Below are 23,231 nucleotides of genomic sequence, written 5' to 3'. Positions count from 1 at the left end.
GCCCCGGTGGAGTCGCTGATGCCGCTGCGGCTGGCCCGCTACGGCGTGCCGCTGGCGGAGACCGCCCCGGCGGGTCTGGCGGCGGCGGGCATCGACGAGCCGCCGATCATCTTTACCGTCGAGCAGGTTCCCCCTCCTGTCGTCGCCCAGCACGAAGGGTCCACGCTCGAGACCGCGTTGGAGCATGAGCCGGACATAGCCGCACCACCGAGCATCGAGCTGCGCCCGAGGCAGTCTGCGGCCGCCGTGCGCGCGCGGCCAACCGAACTGAGGGTCGCCGACGATGACGCGGAGCGGTTCGGCGAGGCCTACCAGGCGTTCATCACCCAGTTCCAGACCGAGCCAACCCTTACGCAGTGGGCGCTCTGGCTGCGCGACGTGTACGGCATCTCCACCGGGGCCGGCGAACCACTCTCCGAAAGGCAGCTGCAGCCCCTGCTCCGGGTTCTACAGATCCGGCATGCGCTTCCCGTCGTAGAGGGCGCCCGCGTCGCAGGGCCGCAGGCAAACGACCAGTCCTGGGACGACTACTTCTACAGCGCCTGGTCCAGCTTCGCGGAGGAGCGCGGCACCTATCCCGATGCTGCTTCCCTCGCGGCATACGTGTACGAGCGGGACACCATCACAGGGGACGCTGGTCACCCGATCACGGGCGAGGACCTGGCGGGCTTTGTCGCGGCTTTCCAGGAGCGAGAGTTCGGCGAGATCAAGATTCCCTCCGAGGGCGTCGCCGATCCGGTTGGGCAGGAAGCCAACGAACCCCTCCCGAAGACGGGCAGCTTGCCTACGGCGTCTGCCGGCGCTGCAGCGCAAGCGGCGAAGGAACCGCATGGTCCTCGGGTGAATGCTCCCGTCGATGAGCCGCTGCAAGCCTCGCCCGGAGGCGGCCTCACCACTCCGGACCGCTACTACCTCGCGTGGATGGAGTATCAGGAGCGGAAGGGGAGCGAGCCCAGCGACAAGGAGCTCTCAGCCTACTGCGCAGACAAGGGGCTGCTCGGCCGGGGCAACAAACCGATCAGCCCGGCCAACTTGCGGCGCCACTTCCTGCGCTGGCGTGTGTACAACGTCTGGGCCGAGCAGCGGGCGCGCACCGAAGCCCCTGTGTACTCGGACCTTGCGCAGGCATGCGCAGATCGGGGAATCACCGGCCAGCACAACAAGCCCATCACCCCCGACTTCATCACCGAAGAGGCTGTGGACTTCGAGCGCCGGTGGCAGGTGCTCATGCGCCACCGCGTCGATGCGCAACGGTAGACCCCTTCGTCACGCTGCCCGCATCAGCTTCCCCAGCAATTTGCACAGTCAGCGAATTGCCTGTCCAGCGGGCGAATGCGCAGCAACGTCGTTCATTGCGCAGACCTGCATACTCAGGTGCCTCGGAGGCAGGGGTGCTCGGGGTCTGCCATGGGGGAGCCGTGAGAATCAGCCTGATGCGGCCGCCTGGAACTTTGTTCTCCGAGGCCAACGCCGGCCCGGTGCCCCGTGCGCTCGTCGGAGTCTTCAACACGGAGCGTGCCACCACAGGGGAGCGCAGATGCTGGCGGCACCCATCGAGGCACCAGGGGGGGTAAAGGCTGAGCGGCATCGAGCGCGCTCAGCTCAGTCATCGAGGTCTTCCCAGGTCCAGGGGGCCGCGAGGCTTTCATCGGGTTCCCGCCCGAATCTGAAACGCTCGCTGAAGTCGCCGATCGCGATGTACATCGCGAATAGCCCTGCAGCAGATAGGCGTTCGGTCAAGGTGGTGGCCTGTTTGCGTGCTTGAACCCGTTGCCTCGGCTCTGACAACAAGGTCACATGGCGCGGGTCGTCGAGGGCAGGGTGGACTGCGATGCGTTCGGCTAGGGCCGTCATCTGTTCCTGTGCCGTACCTTCTGCAGCGGTTCCAACAGCCTTATCAGGACATAGGGGTTGTCGAGGGGTGCGCAGCGGCGCGAGCGGCCACGATCATCACGGGTTCCTGAGCTCCCACGTGAAACAGTGCCTGCACCAGCCATGCCAGCGTGTCCGGATCATCAGGGGTGCTGAGCGTGGCGGCACGAGCGGCCAGGACCGCCACTTGTTCTGGCGTCCCGGCATTGCGCAGCACCTCCAGTAGCCGGGGTGCAGCGGCAGGGCTTAAAAGGGCCGCTTGCGAGGATGTGCGCTCGGCTAGAACTGCCATCTGTTCGGGCGTTCCGATGGGCCGCAGTGCCTCCAGTAGCCGTGCCATGGTGTAGGGGCTGTTGAGGGCAACCTGTGAGGCTGCCGTTCGGCCGGGGCTGTGGCCGTTCGCGCTCCCACCTGTTTTTGAGGACCAGCAGTTTGCCGGACCACAGTGTCGGGGTTGTCGGCGACGCTGCTGGTGGCCGCGCGATCGGCCAGAGTAGTCACCTGGACCGTGGCTTTGAGCGTTCTTGGCGCTTCCGACAGCCAGGCCGAGAGGTACGGGTCATCAAGGGCTGTGTGAGCGGCGCCTCGTTCAGTCAGAGCAAGCACCTCGTCTTGCATCCCGGCCGGCCGCAGCAGCAGCAGGCGGCCAGCGAGGTGCGAGTGTCGGGCAGTACCCGTGATGGCGCGTTCCGCCAGGACGGCTGCTTGTTGCCATGCCCCCTGGTCCTGCAGAGCCCTCCAGCAGGCGGCTCCCGCTTGAGGGGGGTCCAGCAAGGCATGAGCGCCAGCTTGCTCGGCCAGAATTGCCGCCTGTTCCTCCGTCCCCGCTGCGCACAGCGCTTCCAACAGGTGTGAGGCGCCGGCGGGGAGGCGGGCGCTGGCTTGGGCGGGCTCTCTCGGCCAGGACGGCTGCCTGCTCCGGCCCCCTCACTAACGCTCAATGGCCGCCCAGCGGGGGAGGGAAGCAGGGTTTGGGGTTCTTCGGACCCTGTGTTCAGTCCCTCGGTAAACATGCAGGTCACGAGCCTAGTGATGCCCGATCAGGGACTGAAGGGACTCTAGTCTGGAATTATGAGTCAGTTCTGTATGTGCGTACGCGCGGGCGCATGAGCCATAGGTAAGGCTGCTGGCCCATAATTAGATCTCTCAGTCCCTACAGTCCCTCTGGGGTAGGGTGAACGGGGTCTGACCTGGGAAAATATCCAGGGACTGAGGTGAGGGACTGAAGAGCGGCCATGTTCCGTTCTCTTCCTGGGTTGGTCCTCACGGAGCCCCGCCCAAACTTTCCGCCGATCCGAACCAGGCATACCCGAGGCGGCCCGCCGGTCCCTCCAGGCACTCAGATAAGGGGCATTTCTGCCCTAAGTCGTCTCGCGTGCCTCCCATCCAGAGACTGAAGGGACCGTAGGGACCCGGAAGCTGATAGACCGCCACGCGAGGGAGCTGCTCACTTCCACTGGCTCAGGGTCCTAGACTCTCTTCGGAAACACAGTCCCTACAGTCCCTCCGGTCCCTGCCCGGCAACAAGACCTACCTGAGCAAGCCGTTGGGGACTGAGGGACGAAGACCTCGGCAGAAGGAACAGGCCCGTGCCCGGCCCCGGTGTGAAGCGAGAGCCCTCAGCAGCTGTGCGGCCGACGAATCCCCATGCCGTAGCCCGTTGGTGCGCCGAGCAAGGATGGCCGGTGCATCCTCTGGCCGCAGGCCGCAAGACCCCCGCCGCGAACTGCCAGGCATGCAGAGATCAGCACCACGCACCGGCCGACTGCTCCTGCCTCCCCGCCGGCCGGCCCTGCCACGGATTCCACGCGGCGACGACCGATGTTGCACTCATCAAAAGCTGGTGGTCCGTCGATTCGTCCTGGGGCGTAGGGGTCGCCTGCGGGAAGGCCGACCTGGTCGTGATCGACATCGACGCGCACCCCGCCCCGGTCCCTGACCGCAACCGGCTGCTTCCAGGGATTCCCATTCACGATTCCGTCAACCTCCAGGGCCTGGCGTCAGGATTTGACACACTCGCGCTCCTCGCGGCGCTGCGTGGGCAACCCAGCCCTGCCGAAGACCACAGCACCCTGCGCGTGCGTACCCCGTCCGGGGGGCTCCACGTCTGGTACCGCAATCCCCATCCGGCCACACGGTTCCGCTGCTCGACCGGATCCAGCGCCAAGGTCGCCCTGGCCTGGCAGGTCGATGTACGGGCCGACGGCGGCTACATCGTCGCCCCCACTACCCGCACCCCCCAGGGGACGTATTTGCCCGAGGGCACCTCGCGGCTGCCCGCCCCACTGCCCGAATGGCTTGGCGAAGAACTCGTGAGGACCGGCCACATGATCCAGCGCCCCGCGGTCCTTCCCCGCCCCACAGTCCCTCGCAGACGCCGCAGCAGCGCCCCCGCCAGCGGGCAGCGCGTCCTCGACCCCTTGCTCACGGACGTGGCCGAGTGCGCGGCCACGCCCGAAGGCGCGTCTTTCACCGAAAAGCTCAACAAGGCCGCCTACACCGCCGGAGGACTCGCAGCGGCCGGGCACCTCGACGAACAGAGCGCGCGTACCTTGCTCTACGAAGCCGCCGCCGCTGCCCGACCCTGGCAGAGCACCCGCAACGAACGCATCATCGACGACGCTCTCGCCGCCGGATCCGCACGCCCGCTCCACCTCGAAGGACGCTCATGAGCAGCGCCGAATCACCGCGCTTCGACGCCAGCGCCGCCGCTCAACAGATGTTGGATCTCGAACATCCAGTTCACCCTCCGGCAGCGCTTCCTGCCCAGGCACACACCTCCCCGGCGGCCGCGCCGTCATGGGCGCAGCCGGCACCCCTGCCCGGGACACTTACCGACCGGGGCAACGCCAAGCTCTTCGTGAAGCTTTTCCGCGACCAGTTCCGCCACGTCGAAGGCCTGGGCTGGTTCTCCTGGGACGGTTACCGGTGGAAGCGCACCGGTGGCGAAAAGGCAGCTCTGTGGGCCGCGGGCGAAATGGCCGAGGACATGCCTGATACCGACCCGCGCGGCTTGTTCAGCGACCGCGAGCTCCATCTGCACAAGAAGCGCACCCTGTCGACGACCGGGATGAAAGCTCTTCTCACCCAGGCCAAGGCCTCCCCGGATCTCTCCGTGGACCCCGACACGCTTGACGGGGACCCGTACGCGCTGTGCACCCCGGCCGGCGTCGTTGACCTGAACTCCGGGCTGCTGCGCAAGCCCGACCCCACCCGCGACTTCCACTCCCGTGCTACGAGCGTTGCCCCGCAGGCGATCGAGACGCCACGATGGCACCGCTTCCTGCATGACACCTTCGGCGACGACGCCGAGGGCCAGGAAATGATCAACTTTCTGCACCTGCTGCTGGGCTACTCCATCACCGGGGACGTCGGAGCCCAGGTCCTGCCCTTCCTGCACGGGCACGGCAAGAACGGAAAGAGCGTCCTGCTTGACACGATGATCCAGATCTTGGGTGATTACGCGGACGCGGCACCACCCGGATTTCTCATGGATCGGGGTGCGTTCTCCGAGCACTCCACCGAGCTCACCGAGCTCCACGGGCGCCGGCTCATCGTCTGCAGTGAACTCAAGCCCAACGACAAATTCGATGAAGCCCGCGTCCGGCTTCTGACCGGCGGGGACAAGATCAAGGCCCGCCGCATGCGGCAGGACTACTTCTCCTTCACGCCCACACACCACCTGTGGCTGCTCGGCAACCACCGCCCCGAAGTCTCCACCGGTGGCTTCGCCTTCTGGCGCCGCATCCGTCTGCTTCCCTTCGAGCGCACCGTCCCCGACCACCGCAAGATCGACAACCTGGCCTTTGAACTCGTCCGTGACGAAGGCCCCGGCATTCTGCAGTGGCTCATCGAGGGCGCCCGCCGCTATCTCGCCACCCGCGACAACCTCGAAGGTCCCGACCGCGTCCGCATCGCCACCACCGCCTACGCGAACACCGAGGACCACATCGGCCGCTTCCTCACCGAATGCTGCACCCGCGACCTCGACGTCCAGCCTGACCTGCGCGTCGAACAAGGCCTGCTGTACACCGCCTACGCGTCCTGGTGCAGCGTCGGCGAAGGCATCCGTCCCGCCGGGGCCCGCGCCTTCGCCACGCGCGTGCGGCAGGAGGTCGGTCTCGCCTCTCCCGCAGACATGATCAAATCCAACGGCCGCAAGTACTACCCCGGCCTCGCACTGCTGGACACCCCGTGATGAACCGACTTCCGTACCGGCACGCCACCAGTACGCCCCTCCATACCTCCGCCCGTACGGCTTACGATGGACCTGCGGGGCCGGGCTCGCTAACGGACAGCACGCCAGTGCACGAGACGGACCGCCGTCCGGCCCGGTATACAGAGGAGGGGCAGCAGCCATGAGCTCGCTACTGACCGAGGGCGATCTCACCCACGAAGCGCACGTGGTGTGGCTCGAAGACCCCGACAACCTCGACTATGTCCGCCAAGCCCTCGACAAGACCCCACGTCGGCGCAACAAGCCCCGCTACGCCCGCGACGGCCGCATGGTCGGCTATGCCGAACTTGACGATTACGCCGAAGCTGATCCCGACAGCGGCCTCTATAGGCGCCGCGTCTTCTTCCTCCTCCCGCATGACCGTGACACTCAGCCTGAAGGCCTGTACCAAGAAGGCGCCCCCGGCGAGGCCGTCGATCCCCGCACCATCGACGTCAGGAAGGTGGGGGAGAAGACACCCCGTTCACAACAGGGCCCCGCCGCCATAACGGGCACCCGCACATGAAGCCCCTGATCGGGAAATGCCCCGACGGAGGAGTTTGCCGGGAGGCGGCGGTGTGAGGGGTGTGGGGCTGATGGTGGCCTGGTGGCTTCTCGGTCAAGGCGGACATGACTGGTGACTGGCGGATGGACCGGATCGGGGCTGCGCTGAGGGGCGAGAACCCGACCGTGCTGTGACGCTCGACGTCGGGGTTCGCGGTGATCGGGGATGTTGAGTTCCTGCCGGGGTTACTCGGTTCTGCTGGTGGACGAACCGGACGTGCAGCGGCTGTCGGACCTGCCGAGGGCGAAGCGGCTGTCGTTCCTGTTTGACATGGATCAGCTCGCTGAAGCCGTCGAGCGTTCCTGTCGGCGGCTGGATCCCGCTTTTTCGCCGGGTCAACCTGGAGATCCTGGGGAACACGGACCCGTTCTTGCATGCCCATGTCTGGCCCCGGTTCGAGTGGGAGCCGGCCGATGTGGTCGGCAAGCCCGTGTGGCTCTATCCGCGTGAACGGTGGAGTGACGAGGAGTTCAGGCTCGGTCCGCGGCATGACGTACTGCGGAAGGCGATCGGCAGCGAGCTGGACCGGCTGGGATCGGCGACCTGACTGTTGCGGGCACCCGCTTACCTTCAGGTATGCGGGCCCGGTGATTGGAGGCGGTCAGCTGATGGTCACTGCAGCCGTTTGAGCGGGACGATGTCGTTATCAGCGGCGCTGACGCCGTGGCGGAAGGCTCGGGCGGTGCACGATCCGGGCAAGATCCTGCTGGACGTGGCCCTGGCGGTCGTGCTGGGGCTGCCTCGCGGATGTCGCCCTGCTGCGGGCCCAAGCCGGCCGTGTTCGGGCCGGTGGCCTCCGACCCGACGGTCTCCCGCCTCGCCGAGGCCCTGGCCACCTCCGGGGAAAGGGCCCTGCGGGCCATCCGTGCCGCGCTGGCTGAAGTCCGCCGACATGTCTGGCCGTTGGCCGGCCGGGCAGCGCTTGATGCGGGCGGGACGGTGACCGTGGACCTCGACGGGGTGCTGGTGATCGCGCACCCGGGCAAGGAGGACGCCGCACCCACGGGGAAGCGAACCTACGGCCACCACCGCTGATGGGGTTCTTCACCAAGGACGGGGCGGCACAGGTGAACCGGTCGCGGCCCTGCTCAGAGCAGGCAACGCGGGATCGAACACGGCCACCGACCACATCACCGCCGTCCAGCCGGCCCTGGCCCAGCTGCCGAAGGAGTACCGGCGCGGGCGCCGGACCTGATCCGCGGGCGGCACCCACGACTTCGTCGTATGGCTCGCCCGGCGGGGACGGTGGCTGTCCTACTTGGTCGGCATGGTGATCACCGAGGCGATCCACCAGCATGTGCTGAGGGTTCCGGCATCGGTCTGGACGGAGGCCGCCGAGATCTGTGACGGCGCCTGGGTCGCTGAACTCAATAGCGGCGTTCTGGACGGCTGGCCCAAGGGCATACGCGCCTGATCGTGAGGAAGGAACGACCACACCCCGGAGCCCAGTTGCGGCTCGCGGATGCGGACGCTATGCCGCTGACCTGTTTCGCCACAAACACCTTGGGCTGGCCGATCGCCGAGCTTGAGCTCCGCCACCGACTGCGGGCCCGGGCCGAGGACCGCATCCGGGCCGTCCGGGCCCGCAGCCTGCCCAGCCTCAGCCCACTGCATGAAAACGGTCCACCGACTCCGTCGGCGGACCGTCAAGAAAGATCGAGGCTAGGGCCTAGCTTCTCGCCTCTGGACGCAGCCCAGGACTACTGATTCCACCATCGTCCCTCATCCGGAACCGGACGCGGCTTCGACCTGCTCTTTCCATGACAACAAGAAAAATTGAACTCCATGCGCGTGCGGGTCGTAGAGATAATCGAAAGTATGCTCACGCGCTTGGCATCGGGAAGATGAAGGAAATCCTGGTCCCGCTGTTACACAGTGTGTTCGGTAGGCGCATAGATCCACTGCTTGGCCGGACCTGAGGCTGCCTCAACGTCCGCAAAACTGATCGAAGAAATTTTGGAGGAATGATGAGTGCAGGTGTGAATGATGGATGGAATTCCATCGCCCAACGGATCGGCCATGTTCATGACAGTATTAACCGTGAGCAGACCCTTCTTATTCAGCAGGCAGCAGAATTGAAAGCGGTGAGGAGCCCGCAGAACTCCGTAGCGGCTTCATCTGAGCCTGCGAAGGCGGGAGTCGCAAATGTAAATGCTACGCGACCACGCCGGTAATGAGCTTGATTGGGTGATGTCGGGTGGGCAGGCTGCTTGGGGAGCCTGAGGACGGCGCTGGCCTGCCGCTGGCTGGCCTGAGGATGCGCCCCCCTTGACCTTGACGAGATCGACTTCGCACCCGTGGAACACTGCACCGTGCGGCGGCCCCTGCTGACCTTGGGCGAGGCGCATCAACTGCTCCGAGTGCTGTGCACTGTTGCAGAAGAAGACGGGACGGCAGAGGGGGAGGCTCTGCGCCTGGCACGTGAGATGGTGCAGGGCGCCATCCATCGCGTCGGGCATGCCATACCTCGTAGCAGGCCATACACGAGCACCGACATGACCGGCTACGAGCTGGGCGGCATGAGAGGGGTGAAGCCGGCCGGCTTCACCGTGATGGGCCCGCTCCTGCCCGAGTTCAGTGTGGTCGCGGCGTCGTAGACGTCTGCGCTGTGGACCTTGGGTGGCCAGGGGTGGGAACACTGCCCCTCCTCCCGGAGGCGAAGGAACGCTTGGGCGCCGCGCATGGGGGTGCGCAAAGACCGTTGGGTCGTCTGACTGTCGAGACGCACGTCAAGAGCTCCGGGAACGGTGCTCTCGGCTCGGAGGCCGGCGGGCAGCCGGGAGGCGTCGAGACCGTCGCGCCTTGCGATGAGGACGCCGAGTTCGTGGCGGCTCAGGGCATCGGATCCCGCGGCATGGTGCATTCCCGCAGCGCCGCTCAGCGCCAGTTCCAGCAGTGCGGCGGCCAGGTCTGAGACGTGGACCGGGCACCGAATGTCGTCGGTGAACAGGGCTCCGTCGACCGTACCAGCGGCGAGTTGGTGGACCAGGCGCTCGTGCACGGAACGCCCGTGGCCGATGATCAGCGACGTGCGGACGACGGCGGCTTTCGGGTGCACCGCGAGTACCCCGGTCTCCGCGGCTGCCTTGGCTGCGCCGTACGGGGTGACGGGGTCCGGGAGACAGGACTCGTCGTAGTGGACGCGATCGGCGCCGGAGAACACCGCGTCGGTGGACACGTGGACCATGCGGGTTCCGCGCTTCGCTGCGACTATGGCGAGCTGGAGGGGGCCTTCTGCCGTAACTGCCCAGTCGGCCCCGCCGCTCGATGCGTTGATGACGACGCGCGCGTTCACCTCGGCCATGATGGCGTCCAAGCTTCCCGTATCCCGCAGATCGAGCGGGCGCCACGCGCTTGGTGAGGCGGTTCCCGCCTTGGTCGTGTACGTCGCGACTGTCGTGTGTCCCGCCGCACTCGCCTGCCGGACCAGCTCGGACCCCAGGAAGCCGGACCCACCAACGATCAGAATCGTCATGTGCGTCACCGTAGTCCCGTGGGCCTCATCGCGACGGTGGCCACCCGGTGTTCGGGTAGCCACCGTCATCGTCCGGCCGGGCGGGAAGCGGCTACGTCTGCGGCTGCGAGACGTATCGGACATCGGGCTCGCGCTTGGGCCGGTGGGATCGAGATGCCACCGGTGGGTGATGCCGGGTTCGGCGATGCGTGCGGCGATCCGGCCTGGCCCGGCGGTGAGGATCATGGCCAGGTCTGGCATGGGGACGTGACGGTTGATGTCCATCAGGAAGTCGGCGTGGACGCCGTCGAGTTGCTGCAGGACCAGTGTGGAGGGCAGGTAGCGGTCGCTGATGATGAGCTCGCCGGCCAGCAGGGCGGGCTCGATCACCGTATCGCCGTCCGTAGCCGAGCGCCCGCCACTGTTCCAGGGGGGTGGTCACCGATGTGGACCTCGGTCTGCGTCTCCAGGTCGAACCCCACCACCAGCAGATCGTCCAGCGCCGGACACTCCTCTCAGCTCACCGCATCGTGTACGCAGAGCGTTGTAACGGCCACAGACAGTTCCCTCTCCTGCGAATCGCACAGCCGAACCGGGTTCGAGCAGAACCCGAGAGCGGTAGGCCGTCCGGAACTGCCGCAGTGGATGGCGGATTTACTGCGGCGGTGGCTTCCGGCCTCCCGGGTGAGGTGCACGCATTTTCTGCGGCAGCGAGCCCGGAAGGCTACTCACGGGATACTGGTCACCTGGTTGGCTGCTCGTTAACGGCACCCCAATGAGTTGCTAAGCACCATCTCACCGGCATCCAGAGCGGTTGCGAGGGTGTAGCCCTTCTGGGAGCATCCCCGAGTCGAGCGCGCAGCTCCGAAGCAGGTCCTCGCAGTCCTGCGATTGGGTGTTCTTCGCGAGCGCGTCGAACAGAGGGTGGGCCAGGATTTCGCGGGCCGCGTATCCGTTGCGGGCTTCCGTTGTTCGCCGACACAGATCGTCGATGAGGCGGCGAGCTCCAGGATGCTCAGCTGATCCGACGGCGTCCAGGACGGTGAGCCCGAGACGGATGTCGAAGACGGTCATACCCGCCTTCGCCTCATGGTTCAGGTAGGTGTTCATCAAGGACGTCAAGGCGCCCTGGGCTGGTTTGCCCGCGTCGCGGAGACACAGCGCCATCAGGCACTCGGCGACGGCCTGTTCCCACGGCTCTCCCTCTGCGGTAACTGCGAGCAGTTCCTCAGCAAGGCTTGTCTGGCCAGAGGTGAGAGCTGCGATGACGGCGACCTGGCGCCCGTCCAGCATCCTCGTGCCCATGCCTCGGTGCTCGACGTACAGCCTCCGGCCGGCCTCCGGAACCCCTGTAGAGTGGCATCACCGACGCGGGGTGGAGCAGCTCGGTAGCTCGCTGGGCTCATAACCCAGAGGTCGCAGGTTCAAATCCTGTCCCCGCTACGAAAGAGAGGGACCCGGCATCTACCGGGTCCCTCTCGCGTTGTTCCACCATAGGCGGGATATGCCGGTCCTGCGGCTGACAGCAGTAGGTGAGCATCTGATCAAGATTCACGCCGGTATGCGTGGAATGTCCGTTTCGGTTCGTCAGGTTGGTGCGGATTCTCCGGTCAGTTCGCGGGACATTTTGTTAGCCATGGCCCAGTGGATCATCGCGGACGACGATGCGGATGTGGCGGCTGTCCGTTTGGGTGACCGCGTTGGTAACCCCCCGCCCCCTCCTCCGCATAATGCGTGCCCGGAATGGCGGCCGGGAACAGGACGAAGAACGGCAACACCATGCCGTCGTTCAGGCCGCTTTCCACATTCAGTCCGCGCTGTACGAGCGCCGGGACCCGGGTGGAGATGGCGGTCTTGCCCAGGGCGGCGTCGGTGGGTGCGAGGATCGCGCCGACGAGTGCGGGCTCCTACACCGTCAGCCCCGGCAGCAACGGCCAGGCCAGCAGCCAGCCCGCCCCGATGCTCAGCGGCAGTCCGATGCTCAGCAGACGGCCCGGCAGAAAGCCCCTGGCCGTGAGGTCACGTCTGCGGACCGTCATGGCATCGGTGAACAGACCCAGGTCAGTGCGGCTTCGAGAAGGGCGATGACCGGCGCGGTGTCGCGCTTCAGGTCGATGATGTCCAGCACGGCCGGCCCGATGAGGATCCCTCAACCGACGAACACGATCGCCGACAACAGCAGCGCCGAGGAGAGACGACGCGAAACCAGTGCGTACGCGGCAGTGACACCCGCCACCGCCACACCGGTGCAGACACCATCGCTCATGCTCCGGCCCTCCGGATCCACCCGCCGGACATGCCCAGCGGAACGTCGACTTGTGCGCGGCTGCGGCAGCCCGGCCGGTTCCTTTGAACGCCCGCTCGCCTTCTCCTACAGGCCGGCGAAGGGCTGCCCGCCGACATCGACAGGGATACGCCGGAGGGTGCCGCCTCAGGAGTGCAACGGCGGACCGCGTTCGCCGGAAAGCGGGGCCGACCCATGCCGGCTGCGGCTGCGGCTGCGGCGAGCGTGTGGCATCCCGAGCCACTCATGATCCTCAAGGTGCAGTGGACGCTGACGGCTGCGACCGTTGGGATGATGCGCTGGACGGTCCCAATGGTTTGGCACTGGAGGCGGTCATGAACCTGATGGCACACCCTTCGCTTCTGCGGGAGCTGGTCGAGCGGTGCGAGACGCTCAGACGGCATGCAGTGTCCGGAGGCAGCCCGGAGGTCGCGCGCCGACTTGAGGATGCGACGTACACGCTGTGCGTGGTCACCGGCACCCGCCAGTTGGATGCGGCCCTGTTTGTGGCCCGTCGGCAGTTGGCCGACGCCATGACACGACGACTGCCCTTTCACCGCTGAGCACGTGCCCGCCGCTCATCACTTGCCCGTAGGTGAAGTCCTGACGCCCGCCCCGGGTCTTCCAGATGCCTTACTCCGGCTGGTCCCAGGCGGAACCAGTCGATCGCCCCATCCCGATCCCGATCCCGATCGCGATCGGGATGGGGCGGAGGGCCAAGGTCTCAAGGTCGCCGAGAAGGCCGCGGTCGGCGATGACCGAATGGGGAGACATGGGGGCGGCGGGTCCTGTCAACGCGTCGCCGTCCACGATTCCTGCCGGCGGCCGCCCCCTTCCCACGTCCTTACATCTGGTGGGCATGGACGTCGCCTGCGGTGATCGGAGCATCGGGGCGCTCGCCACTACTCGGCTACAGCGCCTTGCGTGCGGTGCCCGAGCCGTTGAGGAGTTCGTTGATGAGCTGCGTGGTCTCCATCTCGAGCGAGCAGTCCAACGCCCGGTTGACCTGCTGCACGCGCGTGATCGCGGTGTGCAGCCCGGAGCGGTTCCCGCGGGCAGCCTCGAGACGCATCCAATCCCGGTAGAGGAGTTCAGCCGAATCGTCGACGTCGAGACCGGTCGAGACGGCCCGGCGCGCGGCATTCAGGTCCTGGTGAGGGCCTGAAGGGATGCGGTAGGTGGCCACTGTATGGGCGACGTCGACGATCCGCGTGATCATTTCCTGTTGGGAGGGCTCGGCCCAGGGCAGCGGCCGTCCGCCGAACGGCTTGCCCCGCACCAGCGTCAGCGCCTTCTCCAGGTCGGGCAGGCCGGACTGCCCCAGCGGCAGGGCGCGTTCGACGAGCTGGAGGAATCGGGTCCAGTCGCATCGCACGCTGGCAGCGAGCCGGTACGGGTCCTCGCCCGCCTTACGACGTGGCACGTAGACATTGCCGGACGGGTCGCTGCCCAGGGAGCTCCGCAGGCCCTGCATCCTCGCGTTGAGGGTGGCCGTCGACCACGGACTGTCGGGATCCATGTCCGAACACAAGACATCCGCACTCCGCCCCGGCCGGAAATACAGCAACGCGGCAAGCTGCGCCATCCTCGGGCCGTGGCCCGTGCTGGCCACGCCTGTCACCTCGACCGGACCCAGGACCCTGATCTCCGGGGCGTGCAGATCGTGCGCCCTGGACTCTTCCGCCTCCGCCGAGGCGGGCTCCTCGACTGCGGCCGCCGAACCGTCCGCAGCCGCTGTCTCTGCCGCGTCAGTGGAGTCTGCGGCACTCGCGCATGCTGGCATGGAAGGCCTCGTGTCAGGGCCAGCGTCGTTGCTCAGCCCGGATGACGGCGCGGCGGGGAAGTGGAGACGGAGCCCGGACGGATCGGTGCTGGCGGCGAGCAGGGCTGGGAAGACCTCACCGCTCACCTCCGTTGTGTCCGTCCGTGACGGGATCGGGGCGGCGGGGGTGGGCGCGGTCGGTTTCTCCGGTGAAGGCTGCCTGCTGTCGAGCTCGTCCGGGACGTCCTGCCAGGGCCCCTCGGCCGGGTGGGAGGGCTGCCCGGAGACCTTCAGCGCGGTGGTGATCTGCAGGTAGGCGGCGTGCTCCAGACGCTGCACGGTGACGTCGGTGCCGGCGTAGTCGAGGGTCTGCGGCTCGCTGAGGGAGGCGTTGAGGATCTCCGCCTCTGGGAAGCGGGTGGCCGCCGTACTCGCTGGGGCGATCAGGGTGACGGGGACCAGCCCCGCCCGGTCGATGACGTCGGCGAACTGCCAGGCCGTGTCCTCGTCCAGGGATGCCGCGCACAGCACGAGGTACGGCTGATGCCGGTTCTCGGGCGTCTGGTGCGCTTCCAGCAGGCGTTCGCTCAGATCGCGCAGCGCGTGCGCGGCCTGGCGCATGTGGGCGATCCGCGCGGTGGGCAGCAGTTGGGGCAGGTCCTCGCCGAACCCGACGGTGACGACCTCGACGTCGGGTGCCCACGGACTCATCCCGAGTTCCAGGGCGAGCGAGGCACATACCTCGGTGATGTGGACCGGGTTGCCGTCCAGCAGGAGCGCGGGCAGCCCGGCGAGGTTCAGCAGCAGCAGATCGCTCGTCTCGGTGCTGCCGATCGTGACCAGCGCCGGGTAGGGCGCCGGTACGTCCCGGGCGGCTTCGTCGTCCAGGAGCGCGGCATCAGAGGGAAGGACCCACCAGCCGCCCTGCCCGGAGGTGAAGGGGGCCACCGGTTCCTGGGCGAGGTTCTCGGGCAGCACCTCCACCGTGCGGGTTCCGACGCGGGCGGCCCGCAACGGGGGCAGGACCGCGTCCTCTCCCTGCCGGGCCACGTGGTGGGCCAGGGTACGCAGCGACACATCCAGACGGGCAGCACCGCCGGGCTCGGCGGCCGCCGCCAACTGGGCCTCGGCGGCGGATGTCTCCGACGCGATGGCGATTTTCTCGCCCGGCTTGCGGCGCCGACGCTGCAACGTCCTGCGCAGGGCGAGCGCACCGGTGATGGCGGCAGCGAGCAGCGCGCCGGCGCCGAGCACGACGCGCAGGTTCAGCGGGCTGCCGGCCGGCGATGTCGCCGGAGTCTCGGGCGCTTCAGCGGTGGTGGAGGCAGCGGATCCGGACGGCTCCGCCGACGCCGACGGGGATGTGGTCGAAGCCGAAGCCGAAGCGCTGGCGCTGGGCTGAGGCGTCGCAGATGCCGCTGCGGACGGAGAGGCCTGCTCCTGCCCGGGCTGTTCGGCCGGACGGCTGGACGGCGCGCTGGGCGCCGACGACTGCGGTGCGGGCGTCACGCTCTGGCCGGGAACGGGTGCCTGTGCATCCCCCGTGCCGTCGCCCGGCTTCTGCGTGCCGTCGGGGTTTTGCGTGGCCGGGGGAGTGGTCTCCTGACCGCCGGACTCCTCACCCTGATCCCCCTCTCCGGATGGCTGGCCGGTCTCGGCACCGGGCACGGTGACCTGCTGACCCGCGTAGACGACGTCGGGGTCGGTGATCTCGGGCAGGCCGTGCGGCTGTGGCTTGCCCCTGCTTGCCTCGAACAGTTGCGGCCATTCGTTTCCGTCGCCGAGCTCTTCCTCCGCGATCTTCGACAGGTAGTCGCCGGAGTGGACCGTGACCAAGTGCCCGTCCTTCTCGTCGGCAGTCAGGGCACTGTCACCCAGCTGCGTACGGGCGCCTCCCGCGGCCAAGGCGGTCTCGGGCATCTGAAGCCGCCAGCCGGACTGCAGAAAGCTGTTCGCGCGGAAGACCGTGCCGTCGGCCATGGTCCGGCCCTCGTTCAGGTCGGCGATCTCCCGCCACCGCTCGCCGTCTCCCAGCTGCTTCTCGGCGATGCCCCACAGGCTCTCCGCGGGCCGCGTCTCGCGCACCGTGTACGTTGTGCGGGACTCAGGCCTGCCTGACGCGGGCGCCTGAGCCTGCTCGGTCCCGGCGGCCTGGGCCTGGGCCAGACCGGGGACACGGGTCGCCGTGGCGGCTGGGGCGGCCTGGGCGTCGGAGGCCAGCGCCGAGCTGGTGGGCAGCAGCACCAGGATGCTGCCGATGAGGAGAGCCGCGGCGCGTTGCGAGGCGCCCATCCCGCGCGGGGCGTGCCAGGTCCGGCCCCGCACCTGTGCGATCAGCTCGTGTATGGCGCAGAGCGTGAACTGCAGCCAGCCGATCCAGCCCACCGCGACGAGCAGCAGCAGGAACACGCTGCCGGTGTCCTGCCGGTCGAGCAGGTGCGTGAGGTCGTCATGGGTGGCAGCCCAGATGACCGGGGTGGCCCAGGCCAGCAGCAGCGGCAGCCCGGCGACCGCGACTGCCAGGACTAGCAGGCTCAGCACGGCTTTAAGGACCCGCGCCAGGGTGCGGCCGGCGCTTGCGGCGGGGGAGGGGCTGGTGCGCATCAGTTTCCTTCGGGAGCTGTGACGCCGTGCAGGAGGGTGGCCTTGCCGTGGCCGGACACCGGCAGAGAGCCGATCCCCACCACCGACAAGAACTTGGTGTCGTAGGAGCCGGTGACCGTGACGGTGAGGGTCTTGGCGTCGGCGGACACGCTGACCGTGCCGGTGGCACCGGCGGAGCGCAGGTAGGTCTGGGCTGCGGCGGCCGCGGCCTGAGGATCCACGACGGCCGCCCTCCCGCTGATCGCGTCGGCAGGATCGATGGCCTGCCCGCCGGCCCGCGCGGCTTCCCCGGCGATGTAGTCCGCGCGTTCGGTGGCCCGCATCTTGTTGCCGCCGTCGACGGCGACGCCGATGATCCCGATCAGCGTGATGACGCATACGGCGACGAACACGGTGACGCCGCCCTGGTCGCCCCCTTGCTTCCCGCGCAGCCCCCTCGTCCGGAAGAACATCACGCGCCTCGCTGCCGGTACTGGTCCACCACCGAGGTCGCCGTCGACGTGAGCGTCCGCGTCCCGGGTACGCCCGGCAGCAGCAGGTCCGACAGGCTGACCGTGCAGGTCACGGTCACGCTGACGGTGCCCACTTGGCCGACGGGGACGCTCAGGCCGCCGGTGCTGACGCTGACGGAAGTCGACGCGCACGTGATCCCCTGATCGTTGAGCGATTCGGCGGCCGCCGCATGCGCGGCACTTTGGGCAGCCGCCGCCGTGCGGTGGATGGAGGCTTCCCTGGCCGCATCCTCCGCAGCAGCGTCGATCTTCGAGCCGGAGGTGACGATGCGTCCGCCGGCGATGGCCAGACACAAAAACATGATCAGCGACGGGACGATGACGGCTGCTTCGATGGCGACGCTGCCCTCATCGCCGCGGAGTCTGCGAGCCCATCGAGACGTGTACCGGACGTGGTTCATTCGTCCGGCCCCGTCCAGCGCTCCACGGGGCCGGACGCCGACTGGGTCACCTGCAGACCGGAGATGCCCGGGATCATCGACATGGCCGTCCCGGAAACCTGCACCCGCACCCGCTGCCCGTCGCTGCCGGCCGAAATGCTGTAGCCGACCAGGCTGTCGCCTGCTGTGCGGGCGAGCACCTCCCGCGTGCGGGCCGCACCGTCGGCGGGGCTCGACTGATACGAGCGGGCCGCGGTGAGGCCTTCGCGAGCAGCGGTCAGAGCGATCTGCCGTGCGTAGAACCACATGGAGGCCTGAATGACGGCCACCGTGGCAAGGAGAACGAACGGGAAGATGATCGCCATCTGGATGGAGGTGTCTCCGCGGTCGTCACTCCATCGGTTCTTCTGCCACCAGTGCTTCAACCGCCCTATCACGGTCACAGGCCGGAGAGCTTGCCGTTGTACTTGGCAACCACGACGGCGATGGTCCCGGCGATGAGCACGGCGCCGGTGACGGCGGCCACCCAGATGATGACGGTGGTGATGCTGATGTCGCCGCTGTCCGGGCGGCGCTCGCGCTCCAGCTGGCCTTCCTCGATACGCGACGCGATCCATCCGGCTGCTCTGGTCAGCGCGATGTGTAAGCGGTCTGCGGTGTACTTCACTGGGGATCCTCCACATGAGGCTCAACAAAAAGGCTGGGATGGAACGGGCGGACAGGGTCAGACGGTGAGCATGCGGATCACAGCGGGGAAGGCCATCAGCAGCATGACCAGCACGGCGAGCAGGGCTCCTGGCGCGGTCATCTTTTCGCTGGCGGCGTTTGCTTCCGCGCTCTGAGAGGCCAGCAGTTCGGTGGTGAGGGCGGCGCTGCGGGCCCTCAGCGCCGCGTAGACGGCCGCGCCGTCGGTGGCCGAGCCCCGCATGATGTCGGCGAGGTCGTCCAGAACGGGCAGGCCATACTCGGCGGACAGCTCCGTGAGCGCCTGATACGGAGGGATCTTCTCCAGCCGGGCCCGGCGCAGCGCCCCCTGGAGATACAGGAACGGCCAGCCGGAGCCGACCTCGGCAGCCTTCTCCAACGCTTCTGCGGGGCCGGCGTCGGCGGCCCGCTTGAGCGCGACCAGGTCGAGGTAGGCGGACAGGGCGTGCGCGAACTCCTCCCGCGCCCGCTTGGCCTGGTCGCGCACGGCGAGATCAGGCGTGATGAACAACAGCCCCGCGATGATCAGTCCCACGCCGGCGGGCATGTAGAACGGCAGCGAGGCACCCGCAATGATCCACGGGATCGTTGCGATCACCGGGCAGAGCAGGCCGAGTGCGGCGAGCGCCGTCTTTTTGAGCATGAACTGGCCCGGCCCCTGGCCGATCAGCGCCAGGTCGGTGGTGGGGATCCGGACGCCGGGCAGGCGCTCGAGACGGACCAGCAGCCACCGGCCCCACACCTCCTCACGGTCCTGTTCCGGTGCGGGCCTGGTCAACGCGGCCGGCGCGCTGCGGGCGAGGGCTGGCCCCAACGCGGGCTGGGGGCGCAGAAGCTCCCGCACCAGCAGGGCGAGGCCGGCGCCGACCGTACTGCCGGCTGCCACGACGGGGAGCACGTTCATGAGGTGACTCCTTCCGGCTCATGCCCGGCGACCGGCGCGTCCGGCTCCGTGACGGGCGGGGGCAGCCGGACCGTGCTGAAGAAATCGGTGATCATGAATCGGGGGATACGCCGGAAGGATCCCAGCTGCCGCATCAGGGCGAGGACCCCGATGAACCCGGCTGTCAGCAAAGCGAGCACCAGCTGTCCCAGGAGGGTGGAGTAGGGCTTGGTGTAGGAGGGCACGAAGAACCCGCCCATGACGACGCCCACCGTGATGACGGTCATCCACCGCACCGTGGTCCGCGGCTTTGCCCGGTCTGCCTCGATGGCGCGCTTCTTCGCGACCTCGTCGCGAACCGTGCCCGCCAGGTCCTCCAGCGCCTGAGCCAGTCCCGGGCCGCGGTCGTTGACCGACAGGATGAGCGCGGCGATCACCTTGTCTGCCGTCACATCGTTCAGCTCGTCGGCGAACGCGCGAAGTGCTCCTTCCGGCCGCCACCCCAAGCGCAGCCGGTCGGAGAGGGCGACGATCTGCGGTGCGAGTTCGTCCGGTGCGCCCTTGCGGCTGGTCATCATCGCCTGCTCCAGGCCCATGCCGAGGCGCAGCAGGCCGGCCAGGCGCTGGGTCCACTCGCTCAAAGCTTCCAGCTGGCCGATGCGGTCCTGCGCCATCTGGGCCGGGGCGATCAGCCAGGGCACACCGATGACGGAGGCGCCCAGCAGCGCGCCGCCCACGAAGTTCCCTGAAACCAGCCAGACAGCCGCGAAGACGCAAACGGCCGCGACCGTGAGGGTCCGCCCACGCAGCCGGGCATCCTCACCCTGGTCTTTCCGGGCGCGCAGGGCCTGCCACCGCTGGCGCAGCGGGGCCCGGCGCGGCGCCGTTGTTCCCGCGATCCCGCCGACGACGCCGATCAGCCCGCCGATGACGGCCATGCCGCACAGCAGGCCCCAGAGCAGGGTCATCGGCGCGCCTCCACCAAGAGAGGCAGCGGCGCCTGCCAGGCCCCGTAAGCCTGCTGCAGGAGAGAGGAGTCGAAGCCGACGCGGCGCAGGTCGTCGACGCAGCCCGGGTCCATCCGCGGTACGGCCCGAAGGTCACCGAACTCGCTGCCGGGGGAGAAGACCGTGTTCGTGGCCGGCCGGCCGTTCTCGCCGATCCCGGTCAGCTCCAGCACGTGGGAGACGTAACGATGGCGGCGGCCGCCGATCTGCGTCTCGTCCGTCATGTCGACGTAGACGATGAAGTCCAGGCCGTTGGCGGTCTGCCGGTAGGCCAGCGCTTCGGACAAGTTGCCCTGGGCCAGCGCATACAGCTCGGCGATCCGGTCAAAGACGATGTCCGGGCGACGCGCGTGGATCGTACACAGATTGCCGCCCGAGCCGTTCGTCAACGCCTGCATCATCGCCACGACCTCGGGGCCGCGGACCTCGCCGACCACGATCCGCTCCAGCGACATCCGCAGCGCCGGGTGCATCAGGTCCAACAGCGTGACCTCGCCGGCGCCGCGGCCGGTGACGTCCTTCTCCCCGTTGGACTCGCGCCCGACCAGAGAGACGACCTGCTGGTGATAGCCGTTGGCGTGGGTGAAAAGCTCGTCCTCGGTCTGGATGGTCGCGAACCGAGTCTCGGGGTCGAACTCCTTGAGCATCGCCCGCAGGAGGGTGGTCTTCCCGGCCTTCTGCTTCCCCGCGATCATGATGTTTTTCTCCGCGCGCACGCACGCGCCGAGGAACTCCCGCAGGATCGGGTCGATGGTGCCCAGCCGTACGAGGTCGTCAAGATTCGCGTGGGAGACCCGGTGCCGGCGGATGACCGCATAGGTCATCGGGCCGAGCCCCGTGATGGCCTGGAGACGGGAACCGTCCTGCAGGGACAGAGCGAGGGTGGGGTTCGCAGTGGAGATGGTGCGCTCGTTGTGCCCGGAACCGCGGGCCAACTCCCGCAGCAACTCCAGCAGTTCCTCCTCGGAGTCCGCGATCGGGCCCACCCGGCGGCGCACGCCGTCGCCGTAGTCGAGCCACACCTTGCCCGGGCCCTGAATGATGATGTCCTCGACCCGCTCATCGTCCAAATACGGCTGGAGCCGACCAGCACGGAAGAGCAGATCGTAGACAGCACGCCGCAGAGCTTCGTCTTCCTGCGGCACCATCGCCTGGGCATCCGACCACAGGGCGACGGCCTCGTTGATCCAGTCCAGGCAGCGCTGCTCCTCGCTCGCCCGGTCCATGTCCGGTGTCGTCTTCAGCAACTCCTCGCGCTGCTTGGCGACCTGCGCAGCGATATGCCGGGCGACCTTGTAGTCGACAGCCAACTGCGGCACGACGGCGCCCAGCGCCTTCGTACTTGAGGCAGCCCCGGCAGAGGTAACCGCACCGTTCGTCTGGTGGTGCCACGCCGGCAGGCGGCCCGGCTGAGGGCGGCCGGGGGCCGGGGCCACCGTGGGATCGGTGTGCAGGGGCTTACCGCGCACGCGTCACCTCGCCTCCTGCGATACCCACGCCGGCCGGATCGAGGCGAGCCCGCCGCAGGGAAGCCCGCTGCACCAGCAGCGTGCTCCCCGTTCTTGCCGCCTTCATCAACGCTGACTTGGTGAAGTGGCGCGGCTGTTCGCCGCCGTCGGACAGCACCAGGGCGTCCTTCGGCGCGTACGGCAGCGTCGCGACGACAGGCACTTGCAGCACCCGCTGCACCTCGCCCGCCGGGTACGGCCCCTCGTTGATCATCACCACGCTTACGTCGCCGACCCGTTCCTCCAGCGCGCGCACCCGGCCCTCTGCTGCTTGCAGGCAGCGCAGCGTGTTGCGCACGACCACGAACACGGCGTCAGCCTGCTCGGCCAGAACACCGGACGGCCCGAAGGCCCCCCGGCGGCCGAGGTCGATCAGAACGTCGTGACCGTGCTCGGCCGCGATGCCACGGAAGATGACCCCCAGGGCCTTCCACACCGAGCCCAAGCTCGCCGCCTGCGCGGGATCGGTGATGCCCGGCAGCAGCAGCCGGTCGTGCGATGCCTCGCTCTTGCCGTCCTCGCTGCTGAGGTCAATCAGCTGCCGCCAGAAGGCGTTGCCGAGGTCGCCCTGCCGGGCGGCGACCGAGAGATTCCGCAGCCCGTAACGGTCCCCGAGCGTGCCTTGCAGCAGCCCATGCAGCACAGACCCGCCGTCCGGGTCACACTCGGCCAGGATCATCCGCCGACCCGGCTCCAGCGGCCAGGACAGCAGCAAGGCCAGGGCACTCGTGGTCACTCCGGGCGCACCGCTGCATCCCGCCAGCGCGATGACAGCCATCAGCTACCGTCCGGGGCGGCGAGGACCAGGCGCAGGGCGCCGGCGGCTACCCATGCGGCAGCCGTGGGACCGTCTGTGGCAGATGTGGCGACGTCGACCACCACGATTCCGGTGCCGGGAGCTGCTCCGGATGCCTTTACCACCCGGCCGTTGATGGTCTGCGGCGTGGCATCGGACGTTTCGCCGGTGTCCGTCGCCCCCTGGACGGGAACGTGCACGAGCTGAACCTTCTGGCCCGGCACCAGCGCCGTGGCGGGGATCTGCTTGGGCTCGAGGCCGATCGGCACCAACTGCTCGCCGGCCTTCACCAGCGAGTCTTTCGTCACCTGCGAGGGGGCGAGGAGAGAACCAGACTTGAGCTCCACCGCGGCCCGTTTCCCCACCACCGAGTCCACCTCGTCGGAGCGCACTGCCTTGACGGCGGGATCCAGAGCGAGGGAAGCCTTACCCAAGTCGTCCTCCGTGAGGACCTGGCCGACCTGGACGTCGCGCACCACGGTCACCACCTCGGTGCGGTTGCCGACCTGTATCAGTAGGACGGCGACACCGGTACCTCCGGCGGCGATCAGCGCCAACGACAGGGCGATGACACCTGGTCGACGCCTGCGAGCCGACACACGGGGCGGAGCGACCGCGGGGGCCACGCGCCCCTGCGGGAGGAGACCGTTCGGGGCTGTGCCTAATCGTTCTTGGGTCTTACT

At 68.1% G+C, this 23,231-nt stretch carries 17 protein-coding genes, 1 tRNA gene and 6 pseudogenes; 9 read left to right on the top strand and 15 right to left on the bottom strand.

Going from position 1 to position 23,231, the window contains the following annotated elements; all coding sequences use genetic code 11:
* Window positions 1-1,257 (top strand): annotated as a pseudogene (locus tag J2X68_RS34135) (hypothetical protein); the annotation flags it as partial.
* A 345-nt stretch (window positions 1,258-1,602) separates the two neighbouring features.
* On the opposite strand, the gene J2X68_RS34130 reads toward J2X68_RS34135, so the two are convergent.
* Window positions 1,603-1,854, bottom strand: a complete 252-nt coding sequence (locus tag J2X68_RS34130; RefSeq protein ID WP_310436478.1) for a hypothetical protein — start codon at window positions 1,852-1,854, stop codon at window positions 1,603-1,605.
* A 1,646-nt stretch (window positions 1,855-3,500) separates the two neighbouring features.
* Here J2X68_RS34130 and J2X68_RS34125 point away from each other — a divergent pair.
* The 6 genes and pseudogenes from J2X68_RS34125 to J2X68_RS40355 all read left to right on the top strand — a co-directional run.
* The gene (locus J2X68_RS34125) at window positions 3,501-4,544 is read left to right on the top strand and encodes a bifunctional DNA primase/polymerase (RefSeq protein WP_310436480.1); all 1,044 of its coding nucleotides are present in this window, start codon (window positions 3,501-3,503) and stop codon (window positions 4,542-4,544) included.
* The gene (locus J2X68_RS34120; RefSeq protein WP_310436477.1) at window positions 4,541-6,070 is read left to right on the top strand and encodes a phage/plasmid primase, P4 family; all 1,530 of its coding nucleotides are present in this window, start codon (window positions 4,541-4,543) and stop codon (window positions 6,068-6,070) included. Before J2X68_RS34125 ends, J2X68_RS34120 begins: the two co-directional genes overlap by 4 nt.
* A gap of 160 nt (window positions 6,071-6,230) precedes the next feature.
* Window positions 6,231-6,614: a DUF6009 family protein gene (locus J2X68_RS34115; RefSeq protein WP_310436476.1), complete on the top strand. Its 384-nt coding sequence runs from the start codon at window positions 6,231-6,233 to the stop codon at window positions 6,612-6,614.
* Window positions 6,615-6,718: 104 nt separating this feature from the next.
* Window positions 6,719-7,200, top strand: a pseudogene (locus J2X68_RS34110) (diadenosine tetraphosphate hydrolase).
* A 96-nt stretch (window positions 7,201-7,296) separates the two neighbouring features.
* Window positions 7,297-8,267, top strand: a pseudogene (locus J2X68_RS34105) (transposase); the annotation flags it as partial.
* Between the two features lie 665 nt (window positions 8,268-8,932).
* Window positions 8,933-9,250: pseudogene (locus tag J2X68_RS40355) on the top strand (DUF6417 family protein); the annotation flags it as partial.
* 62 nt (window positions 9,251-9,312) lie between these two features.
* Here the strand turns inward: J2X68_RS40355 and J2X68_RS34100 are convergent.
* The 3 genes and pseudogenes from J2X68_RS34100 to J2X68_RS34090 all read right to left on the bottom strand — a co-directional run.
* Window positions 9,313-10,128, bottom strand: a pseudogene (locus tag J2X68_RS34100) (SDR family oxidoreductase); the annotation flags it as partial.
* Between the two features lie 189 nt (window positions 10,129-10,317).
* A pseudogene (locus J2X68_RS34095) lies at window positions 10,318-10,497 on the bottom strand (dTMP kinase); the annotation flags it as partial.
* 405 nt (window positions 10,498-10,902) lie between these two features.
* Window positions 10,903-11,412 carry a hypothetical protein gene (locus tag J2X68_RS34090; protein ID WP_310436475.1) on the bottom strand — a complete coding sequence of 170 codons (510 nt, stop codon included), beginning with the start codon at window positions 11,410-11,412 and terminating at the stop codon, window positions 10,903-10,905.
* A gap of 64 nt (window positions 11,413-11,476) precedes the next feature.
* On the opposite strand from J2X68_RS34090, the gene J2X68_RS34085 reads away from it, so the two are divergent.
* Window positions 11,477-11,550 (top strand) — tRNA-Met (locus J2X68_RS34085).
* A 464-nt stretch (window positions 11,551-12,014) separates the two neighbouring features.
* Here J2X68_RS34085 and J2X68_RS34080 read toward each other — a convergent pair.
* Window positions 12,015-12,146, bottom strand: coding sequence for a hypothetical protein (locus J2X68_RS34080; protein ID WP_310436474.1), 132 nt, complete (start codon window positions 12,144-12,146; stop codon window positions 12,015-12,017).
* Window positions 12,147-12,654: 508 nt separating this feature from the next.
* Here J2X68_RS34080 and J2X68_RS34075 point away from each other — a divergent pair.
* On the top strand, window positions 12,655-12,954 hold the full coding sequence (locus tag J2X68_RS34075; RefSeq protein ID WP_310436473.1) for a DUF5133 domain-containing protein: 300 nt from the start codon (window positions 12,655-12,657) through the stop codon (window positions 12,952-12,954).
* A gap of 347 nt (window positions 12,955-13,301) precedes the next feature.
* Here the strand turns inward: J2X68_RS34075 and J2X68_RS34070 are convergent, their stop codons facing one another.
* Genes J2X68_RS34070 through J2X68_RS34025 form a run of 10 tightly spaced genes read right to left on the bottom strand, consistent with a single transcriptional unit; the run spans window position 13,302 to window position 23,174 of the window.
* On the bottom strand, window positions 13,302-16,757 hold the full coding sequence (locus J2X68_RS34070) for a LysM peptidoglycan-binding domain-containing protein (protein WP_310436472.1): 3,456 nt from the start codon (window positions 16,755-16,757) through the stop codon (window positions 13,302-13,304).
* Window positions 16,757-17,209 carry a Tad domain-containing protein gene (locus J2X68_RS34065; RefSeq protein ID WP_310436471.1) on the bottom strand — a complete coding sequence of 151 codons (453 nt, stop codon included), beginning with the start codon at window positions 17,207-17,209 and terminating at the stop codon, window positions 16,757-16,759. Before J2X68_RS34065 ends, J2X68_RS34070 begins: the two co-directional genes overlap by 1 nt.
* Window positions 17,209-17,670: a pilus assembly protein gene (locus tag J2X68_RS34060; RefSeq protein WP_310436470.1), complete on the bottom strand. Its 462-nt coding sequence runs from the start codon at window positions 17,668-17,670 to the stop codon at window positions 17,209-17,211. Before J2X68_RS34060 ends, J2X68_RS34065 begins: the two co-directional genes overlap by 1 nt.
* Entirely contained in the window at window positions 17,667-18,074 is a 408-nt protein-coding gene (locus J2X68_RS34055; RefSeq protein ID WP_399041514.1) for a TadE family protein, read from the bottom strand. Before J2X68_RS34055 ends, J2X68_RS34060 begins: the two co-directional genes overlap by 4 nt.
* Window positions 18,075-18,088: 14 nt before the next feature.
* Window positions 18,089-18,316, bottom strand: a complete 228-nt coding sequence (locus J2X68_RS34050) for a hypothetical protein (RefSeq protein ID WP_310436469.1) — start codon at window positions 18,314-18,316, stop codon at window positions 18,089-18,091.
* Window positions 18,317-18,373: 57 nt separating this feature from the next.
* Window positions 18,374-19,258, bottom strand: a complete 885-nt coding sequence (locus J2X68_RS34045; protein ID WP_310436468.1) for a type II secretion system F family protein — start codon at window positions 19,256-19,258, stop codon at window positions 18,374-18,376.
* A complete protein-coding gene (locus J2X68_RS34040) occupies window positions 19,255-20,205 on the bottom strand; it encodes a type II secretion system F family protein (RefSeq protein ID WP_310436467.1) in 951 nt (316 codons plus the stop codon). The genes J2X68_RS34045 and J2X68_RS34040 overlap by 4 nt, the downstream gene beginning before the upstream one ends.
* Window positions 20,202-21,713: a CpaF/VirB11 family protein gene (locus tag J2X68_RS34035; protein ID WP_310436466.1), complete on the bottom strand. Its 1,512-nt coding sequence runs from the start codon at window positions 21,711-21,713 to the stop codon at window positions 20,202-20,204. The genes J2X68_RS34040 and J2X68_RS34035 overlap by 4 nt, the downstream gene beginning before the upstream one ends.
* Window positions 21,703-22,530: a hypothetical protein gene (locus tag J2X68_RS34030; protein ID WP_310436465.1), complete on the bottom strand. Its 828-nt coding sequence runs from the start codon at window positions 22,528-22,530 to the stop codon at window positions 21,703-21,705. The genes J2X68_RS34035 and J2X68_RS34030 overlap by 11 nt, the downstream gene beginning before the upstream one ends.
* A complete protein-coding gene (locus J2X68_RS34025) occupies window positions 22,530-23,174 on the bottom strand; it encodes an SAF domain-containing protein (RefSeq protein WP_310436479.1) in 645 nt (214 codons plus the stop codon). Before J2X68_RS34025 ends, J2X68_RS34030 begins: the two co-directional genes overlap by 1 nt.
* Between the last annotated feature and the right edge of the window lie 57 nt (window positions 23,175-23,231).

Source organism: Streptomyces sp. 3330, from assembly GCF_031456635.1.
Taxonomy (GTDB): domain Bacteria; phylum Actinomycetota; class Actinomycetes; order Streptomycetales; family Streptomycetaceae; genus Streptomyces.
This window is presented reverse-complemented; position numbering and strand designations above follow the sequence as displayed.